Source organism: Mesorhizobium sp. M4A.F.Ca.ET.020.02.1.1, from assembly GCF_004022645.1.
Classification (GTDB): Bacteria; Pseudomonadota; Alphaproteobacteria; order Rhizobiales; family Rhizobiaceae; genus Mesorhizobium.
Map to the genome: position 1 here is coordinate 1 of NZ_RZOI01000214.1, position 8,270 is coordinate 8,270.

The 8,270-nt window shown below is 65.3% G+C and carries 6 protein-coding genes; 4 read left to right on the forward strand and 2 right to left on the reverse strand.

Annotated features, from left to right (window positions below; all coding sequences use genetic code 11):
* Positions 1-1,043 (reverse strand): hydantoinase B/oxoprolinase family protein (locus tag EN742_RS15445; protein ID WP_189375345.1); only part of this gene is annotated, 1,043 nt, incomplete at its 3' end.
* A 1-nt stretch (position 1,044) separates the two neighbouring features.
* Entirely contained in the window at positions 1,045-3,129 is a 2,085-nt protein-coding gene (locus EN742_RS15450) for a hydantoinase/oxoprolinase family protein (protein ID WP_127406072.1), read from the reverse strand.
* 220 nt (positions 3,130-3,349) lie between these two features.
* Here EN742_RS15450 and EN742_RS15455 point away from each other — a divergent pair, with 220 nt between their 5' ends.
* The 4 genes from EN742_RS15455 to EN742_RS15470 form a co-directional block, all read left to right on the forward strand.
* A complete protein-coding gene (locus tag EN742_RS15455; protein ID WP_126056903.1) occupies positions 3,350-4,177 on the forward strand; it encodes a ferredoxin--NADP reductase in 828 nt (275 codons plus the stop codon).
* 220 nt (positions 4,178-4,397) lie between these two features.
* Positions 4,398-5,444, forward strand: a complete 1,047-nt coding sequence (gene deoC, locus EN742_RS15460; protein WP_126056904.1) for a deoxyribose-phosphate aldolase — start codon at positions 4,398-4,400, stop codon at positions 5,442-5,444.
* Positions 5,445-5,496: 52 nt separating this feature from the next.
* Entirely contained in the window at positions 5,497-7,872 is a 2,376-nt protein-coding gene (locus EN742_RS15465; RefSeq protein ID WP_127405349.1) for an aldehyde dehydrogenase family protein, read from the forward strand.
* Between the two features lie 182 nt (positions 7,873-8,054).
* A partial coding sequence (locus tag EN742_RS15470) for an SDR family NAD(P)-dependent oxidoreductase (protein ID WP_128332991.1) occupies positions 8,055-8,270 on the forward strand: 216 nt, incomplete at its 3' end.

The window sequence follows — 8,270 nt, forward strand, 5'->3', positions numbered from 1 at the left end:
GCGATGCGCTGCGAGCCCTCCGCCGCGCAGCCCGAGACCGGACGCGGATAGCGGGCGTCGAGGAAGGTCCCTTCCGGCCGCTTGACGTCAAGCGGCTCGAAGGCGCCGGCGCTGATCGGCACATCCGGGAAGATATGCCGCATGGCGAGATAGACCGACGACAGCGTCGTCGCCAGCACACTGTTCATCGGCCCGGCGCAGGGTTTCGAGGAGCCGGCGAAGTCGAAGGTGAGCGTGTCGCCCTTTTTCTCGACGGCGAGCGCAATCGTCAGCGGCTCGTTCACCACGCCGTCGGAATCGACGAAGGCCTTGGAGCGGTAGACGCCGTCCGGAATGGCGGCGATGTTGGCGCGCATCTGGTCGGCGGCGCGGCGGCGCAGCTCGGCGATCGCCTCGATAACCGTTTCATTACCGTAACGATCCAGGATTCCGTTGAGCCTGTCCTGTCCGATCAGCAGTGCCGCGGCCTGGGCGCGGATGTCGCCGATGCGCTGGTCGGCGACGCGGATGTTGGAGCAGATGATGGCGTAAATCTCCGGATCGAGCACGCCCTTCTTGAACAGTTTCACAGGCGGCAGCCGCAACCCCTCCTGCTCGACGGCGGTGGCCGAAGCGGAAAAGCCGCCCGGCACCGAACCGCCAATGTCCGGCCAGTGGCCGGTGTTGGAGAGCCAGCAAAAGATCTTTTCGCCGCGGTAGACCGGCATGACGAAGCGCACATCCATCAGATGGGTGCCGCCGAGATAGGGATCGTTGACGATGTAGATGTCGCCCGGCTCGGGCGCCAGGCAGCGGCCATCGGCGATCATCTCGATCACGGTTTTCGTCGAATACTGCATGACGCCGACGAACACCGGCAGGCCCTGGCTGCCCTGCGCGATCAGCGAACCGTCAACCGCCGAATAGATGCCGTCGGAGCGGTCATTGGCCTCGGCGATGACGGGCGAGAACGCCGCGCGGGAAAACGTCAGATCCATCTCGTCGCAAACCTGCTGCAGTGCCGCCTGCAGGACCGAAAGCGTGATGGTGTCGAGCGTGCTCATCTCAGGCCTCGCCGATGTCGATGATGATGTTGCCGTCGGCATCCGCGCGTGCCGTGTCGCCGGGCTCGAGCACGGTGGTGGCGTCCATCTGTTCGAGGATCGCCGGTCCTTCGATGACGGCATCGAGCGGCAGTTTTTCGCGGGCATAGACAGGCGTGTCGTGCCAGGTGCCGTGATACCAGACCGGCCTGGTCTCGCGCCGGGCTTCCTCTAGCGTCGCCGCGCGCCCAGCCGGGTCGATCAGCCGCGAGAGATCGATCGCCGGGCGCACACCGGTGACCGAGGTGTTGAGGTTGACGAGGTTGGCGCGGATCTCCGGCAACTCGACCTTGAAGCGGGCGAAATAGGCCTTTTCGAACAGAAGCTGCAGCGTCGCGCGGGTCACGGTAGACAATGGCAGCGGCACGTTGATGATGTGCGTCTGGCCGACGAACTGCATGTCGGCGGAGTGTGTGACGCCGATCATGTCCGGCTTCACCGCTTCCTTGGCAATCAGCTCCTCGCCTTCGCTCCGGTGCCGTTCCAACACCTCGTGAAGCAAGGCTTCATCGAGCAGCGCCACCGGCTGGTTGATCGTGTTGACGAAGTCATGCCGGAGATCGGCGACGACGCAGCCGAGCGCGTTGGTGATGCCTGGCCGCGCCGGGACCAGCACCTTTGGCAGCCCAAGCTCACGGGCGAGTGCCGTCGCGTGCAGAGGCCCGGCGCCGCCGAAGGCGAATAGCGCGAAATCGCGCGGGTCGTGGCCGCGCGCCACCGAGACCATGCGGATGGCGCCGGCCATCTTGATGTTGCCGAGCCTCAGGATTGCGCCTGCCGCCTCGACGCCCGAGAGGCCGGTGCGCTTGCCGATCCTGTCTTCGAATATGCCGGTGACGCGCTCGACGGTGACCGGATTGTCGACGGCGAGCAGTTTCTTCGGCGCCAGCCGCCCCAGCACAAGATTGGCGTCGGTGATGGTCGGCTCGGTGCCGCCGCGCCCGTAGCAGATCGGGCCCGGATTGGCGCCGGCGCTTTCCGGGCCGATCTGGATCAGGCCGGCCGCGTCGACACGCGCGATCGAGCCGCCGCCGGCGCCGACCGTATGCACCGCCACCATCGGCACATGGATCGGCATCGCATATTCTATCTCGATCTCGTTCGACACCGCGGGCTCGGCATTGCGAATCAGCGCCACGTCGGTCGAGGTGCCTCCCATGTCGTAGGTGACGAGGTTCTCGAAGCCGGCGCGCTTGCCCGTATAGGCGGCCGCGATGACGCCCGAGGCCGGGCCGGACATCACCGTCTTTGCCGATTCCCGGGTGACGAAGCGGGCCGAGATCATGCCGCCATTGCCGTTCATGATCAGGAAGTCGCGGGCATAGCCCTTCGCGGCGAGTTCCTTGCGAAGCCGCTCGACATAGCGCTCCAGGATCGGCTGCACCGAGGCGTTGACCGAAGCGGTCACGCCACGCTCGAATTCGCGCGCTTCCGACAGCAGCGCATGGCCGGTTGTGATGTAGCCGTTCGGCCAGATCCCCCTTGCGATCTCGGCCGCGCGCCGCTCATGCGCAGGATTGGCGTAGGAGTGCAGGAAGTGGATGACGAGTGACTCGCAGCCGGCGTCCAGCAGCCTCTGCACCGCATCACGCATGCCTGCCTCGTCGAGCGGGACGCGAACCGCCCCTGATGCCTCGACGCGCTCCGCGACTTCGAGCCTGAGATCGCGCGGAATGACCGGCACAAATGTCCCCGTCATGCCGTAGGGCTGCGGCCTCGTGCGCCGGCCAAGCTCGATGACGTCGCGAAAGCCGAGCGTGGTGATCATGCCGGTCCTGGCCAGCCGGCGTTCTAGCACCGCGTTGGTGGTGGTGGTCGTGCCATGCACGATGAGGTCGATGCCGTCGACAGCAAAGCCTGTCGCGCCGAGCGCCGAAACGACGCCGAAAGCCTGGTTCTCGACTGTAGTCGGGGTCTTGGCGATATGCACCTTGCCGGCATCCTTGCCGTCGATCAGGATGAGATCGGTGAAGGTGCCGCCGACATCGATGCCGGCGACGACGCTGCCCAGGGAATCCCGCGGTTGCGCCGAAAAATTCTCTTTCATTGTCGAAACCCGAAATGCGCGGACTACGGATATGCCTCGGTTTGGAAAGGCGTTTTACGCTACCATCTTGACGCAAATATCATTTGTATACTAATAAATTCCGGACACAAGAGCTTACCGCTTGGCAGTGTGCGAGGAGCACGCCGGAACCTGACCGTTCGGGCGCGCAGGAGAAGGTTTGGCGCCAGCGCCATAAGCCTGGGCCAGAAGGTTGGGTTTGATGAACACGACACCCGCGTTGAACGCCGCCGGCGCCAAGCCGCTGCAGTTCCCGATTCCGGCCAATGTCTATGCCGAAACCGTCGTATCGGTGAAGCATTACACCGACCGTCTGTTCTCGTTCCGCATCACCCGGCCGCAGTCGCTGCGCTTTCGCTCCGGCGAGTTCGTCATGATCGGCCTGCCCAATGCCGAGAAGCCGATCTTCCGCGCCTATTCGGTCGCCAGCCCGTCCTGGGACGACGAGCTGGAATTCTTCTCGATCAAGGTGCCGGATGGTCCGCTGACCTCCGAGTTGCAAAAGATCCAGGTCGGCGACACCGTCATCATGCGCCAGAAGTCAACCGGCACGCTGGTGCTCGACGCGCTGACGCCCGCCAAGCGCGTGTTCATGATCTCGACCGGCACCGGCATCGCGCCCTTTGCCAGCCTGCTGCGCGATCCCGACACCTATGAGAAGTTCGACCAGGTCATCCTGACCCATACCTGCCGCGACAATGCCGAGCTCACCTATGGCCAGGAACTGGTGGCGGCACTCGAGAGCGATCCGCTGATCGGCGAGCTGACCGGCGGCCGCGTCACCCTCTACAATTCCACCACGCGCGAAGAGTCGGCGCGCATGGGCCGCATCACCGCGCTGATCGGCTCGGGCAAGTTCTACACCGACCTCGGCATCGACAAGCTCAATCCCGAGACCGACCGCATCATGATCTGCGGCTCGATGCACATGCTGAAGGACGTCAAGGAACTGGCCGAAAGCCTCGGCTTCCAGGAAGGTTCGCTCAGCCATCCCGCCAGCTTCGTCGTCGAGCGCGCCTTCGTCGGCTGAGCCGTAGCCGGGAGGCTTCAGCTCCCGCTCAAATCCGTTTTGACCATGCGGTCAAAAATCAGCTGATTTCGCGGCCTTTTTCCGCTATGAGCCTTTTGAGGACTCGTGGAGCACTGCTTCACGGGCTATCTTCGTGCGTGTCGCCCAAAGCTGTCGAGTGGTCTTGGGGAACGACGCGCACGAAGCATTAAGCGCAAGCCGCTGAATGGAAGGGCAGGAGATGAGCAGCACAATCCGCGACGCCGACCTCGGCGCGTCCAAGGTCACCTCGCTGCCGGCGCGCGCCGCCGCCAACACGCCCGTGCCGCAAGGCCATATTGCGCGCAATCCCGGCATGCGGCTCGATCTCGGCTTCCTGGAATCGGTGCGCAGCGTCAACCGTTCGGCGCTGGAGCGCCGCGTCGCGACGCTGACCAAGCGACGCTCGATCAAGGCCGACAACCAGGCGGCCTGGCTGCTGCGCGCCGTCGCCTGCATGGACCTGACGACGCTGAACTCCAATGACACCGACGAGCGGGTGCGCCGGCTCTGCGCCAAGGCGATCAACCCGTTCCGCCGCGATATCGTCGAGGGGCTGGGCATAGAAGGCGAAACCATCCGGCCGGCCGCGGTCTGCGTCTACCATCCCTTCGTCGCCACGGCCGTCGATGCGGTGCGCGGCACCGGCATCCATGTCGCTGCCGTGTCCACCGCCTTTCCGCACGGCCTGGCGCCATTGTCGACGCGCCTGCAGGAGATCGAGGCCTCGGTCCGCGACGGCGCCGACGAGATCGACGTCGTCATCCCGCGCGGCCTGGTCTATGGCGCAAAATGGCAGGAGCTGTTCAACGAGATCGTCGCCATGCGCGAGGCCTGCGGCGACGCGCATCTCAAGGTCATCCTTGGCACCGGCGACCTCGCCACGCTGCGCAACGTCATGCTGGCCTCGATGGTGGCGATGATGGCGGGCGCCGACTTCATCAAGACCTCGACCGGCAAGGAGAGCGTCAACGCCACGCTTCCCGTCGGCCTCGCCATGGTGCGCGCCATCCGCGCCTATTTCGAGGAGACCGGCTACCTCATCGGCTTCAAGCCGGCCGGCGGCATTTCCACCGCCAAGGTCTCGCTCGACTGGCTGGTGCTGATGAAGGAAGAGCTTGGGCGACCGTGGCTGGAGCCGGAGCTGTTCCGCTTCGGTGCGTCCAGCCTACTCACCGACATCGAGCGTCAGCTCGAGCATCATTTGACCGGGCACTATTCGGCCAACCATCGCCACGCGATGGCCTAGCCCGCGAAGTCGCCCGCCAAGAACCAAAAACCTTCTGCGGTAGGAGCGCCCCATGAACATTCTCGAACGCTATCACGCCATGGAGTACGGCCCGGCGCCGGAGGCGCGCAACGAGGCGGATGCCTGGCTCGCTGGCCGCGACTTCTCCAAGGCGCTGTTCATCGGCGGCGAGTGGAAGGCAGCCGCCGGCGGCAAGACCTTCGAGACCAGCGAGCCGTCCTCCGGCAAGCTGCTCGCCAAGCTTTCGGATGCCGGCGCCGCCGACATCGATGCGGCGGTCGCGGCCGCCACGAAGGCGCTGCCGAAATGGAGCGCCAGCTCAGGCTATCAACGCGCCAAGGTGCTCTACGCCATCGGCCGCGCCATGCAGCGCCACCAGCGCCTGTTCGCGGTGCTGGAATCAATCGACAACGGCAAGCCGATCCGCGAGAGCCGCGACATCGACGTGCCGCTGGCCATCCGCCATTTCATCCACCATGCCGGCTGGGCGCAGGCGCTGGACAGGGATTTTCCCGATCACAAGGGTGTTGGCGTCGTCGGCCAGATCATTCCCTGGAATTTCCCGCTGCTGATGCTGGCCTGGAAGATCGCCCCGGCGCTCGCCGCCGGCTGCACGGTGGTGTTGAAGCCGGCAGAATTCACGCCGCTGACCGCTGTCCTGTTCGCGGAGATCTGCGAGCGTGCTGGAGTTCCCAAGGGCGTCGTCAACATCGTCCAGGGCGGGCCGGAAGCGGGTGCGGCGATCGTCAACCATCCCGGCATCCAGAAGATCGCCTTCACCGGCTCCTCCGAGGTCGGCAAGATCATCCGCAAGGCGACCGCCGGATCGGGCAAGAAACTGTCGCTGGAGCTCGGCGGCAAGTCGGCCTTCCTCGTGTTCGAGGACGCCGATCTCGACAGCGCCGTCGAGGGCCTGGTCGACGGCATCTGGTTCAACCAGGGTCAGGTCTGTTGCGCCGGCTCGCGCCTGCTGGTGCAGGAAGGCGTCGCCGATGCCTTCATCGCCAAGGTCAAGGTGAGGATGAGCCGGCTGCGTCTCGGCAGCCCACTCGACAAGAACACCGATATCGGGCCGCTGGTCGACCGCAGCCAGCTCGACCGGGTCAAGGGGCTGGTCGCCGAAGGAGCAAAACAGGGCGCCGTCTGCTGGCAGCCGGACGCGGCCTTGCCGTCTTCCGGCTACTACCACCTGCCGACGCTCGCCACCGGTGTTTCGCCGGCTAATATACTTGCCCAGGAAGAAGTCTTCGGCCCGGTGCTGGCAGTCATGAGCTTCCGCAACACCGAGGAAGCGATCGATCTCGCCAACAACACACGCTATGGGCTTGCCGCTTCGGTCTGGAGCGAGAACATCAACCTTGCGCTGCATGTCGCGCCACAGCTGAAGGCCGGCGTCGTCTGGGTCAACGGCACCAACATGTTCGACGCCGCCTGTGGCTTCGGCGGCTACCGCGAAAGCGGTTTTGGCCGCGAGGGCGGACGCGAGGGCATGTATGAATATCTGGCGGCGAAGCTGCCGCTCGGCCCGGTCATCAAGGCAGCGGCTGCCGCTTCAGCTCAGCCTGTTGAACAGGCCGATGGCACCGTCATCGACCGCACGGCAAAGCTGTTCATCGGCGGCAAGCAGGTCCGGCCGGACGGCAACTATTCGCTCGCCATCGCAACCTCCAAGGGCAGGCTTGCCGGCGAAGTGGGTCTCGGCAACCGCAAGGACATCCGCGATGCGGTTTCCGCTGCCCGCGCATGCAAGGCGTGGCCGGAGGCGACCGCATTCAATCGCAGCCAGGTGCTTTACTATCTGGCTGAAAACCTGTCCGGCCGCGCCGACGAGTTCGCCGCCCGTCTGGTCCAGCTGACCGGCGTGACGGCGAAGGCCGCGCGCGAGGAGGTCGAGCGGTCGATCGAACGATTGTTCCTCTATGCCGGCCTGACCGACAAGTTCGAGGGCCGCGTGCACCAGCCGCCGGCGCGCGCCGTCACGCTTGCCCTGCACGAGCCGGTCGGCGTCGTCGGCGTCGTGGCGCCCGACAATCAGCCGCTGCTCGGCTTCATCTCGCTGGTGGCGCCGGCGCTCGCCATGGGCAACACCGTGGTGGCCGTGCCTTCCGAGCGGCATCCGCTGCTCGCCACCGATCTCTATCAGGTAATCGAGTATTCCGACATTCCGGCTGGCGCCATCAACATCGTCACCGGCCGCAGCGCCGAGCTCGCCGGCGTGCTGGCCAAGCATGACGATGTCGACGGGCTCTGGGTATTCGCCGATGCCGAGACCTGCGCCAAGGCGGAGGCCGACTCCATCGGCAACCTCAAGCGCGTCTGGAGCGGCAATGGCCGCGGCCTCGACTGGGCATCGGACGACGCCGCCGGCGAGGCGTTCCTGCGCCGTGCCATCGAGGTAAAGAACGTCTGGGTGCCCTACGGCGATTGACACCTGACCGGTGCGGCGTTTGTCGCAGCCTTCGGGCTTGACGGGTTCGGAAATGTTCTTTACCGAGAAAAAACAATTGGCCTCCAGCAGACAGCGGCTCAGGCGGGACCATAGTGTCCGCCTGGCACATTGCGTCCCGCCTGGCTGCCGCTAAAACGCTCGCGAGAACCTGGAGAGAAAGAATGGCGGATCTGGCAGGCAAGGTGGTTGTTGTCACCGCGGCGGCGCAAGGCATCGGCCGGGCGAGCGCACTGGCTTTCGCCAAGGCCGGCGCCATGGTCCATGCCACCGACATCAACGAGGCGCTGCTCGCCGAACTCGCCAGGACGTCAGGCATCAAGACCCGCAAACTGGACGTGCTCGACGACGCGGCGGTCAACGCCGCGATCGCCGAGATC

What these genes read in the sequence shown, in the direction of transcription:
- EN742_RS15450 (WP_127406072.1), bottom strand. Translation starts at nt 3,129, where the DNA reads ATGAAAGAGAATTTTTCGGCGCAACCGCGGGATTCCCTGGGCAGCGTC.
- EN742_RS15455 (WP_126056903.1), top strand. Translation starts at nt 3,350, where the DNA reads ATGAACACGACACCCGCGTTGAACGCCGCCGGCGCCAAGCCGCTGCAG.
- deoC (WP_126056904.1), top strand. Translation starts at nt 4,398, where the DNA reads ATGAGCAGCACAATCCGCGACGCCGACCTCGGCGCGTCCAAGGTCACC.
- EN742_RS15465 (WP_127405349.1), top strand. Translation starts at nt 5,497, where the DNA reads ATGAACATTCTCGAACGCTATCACGCCATGGAGTACGGCCCGGCGCCG.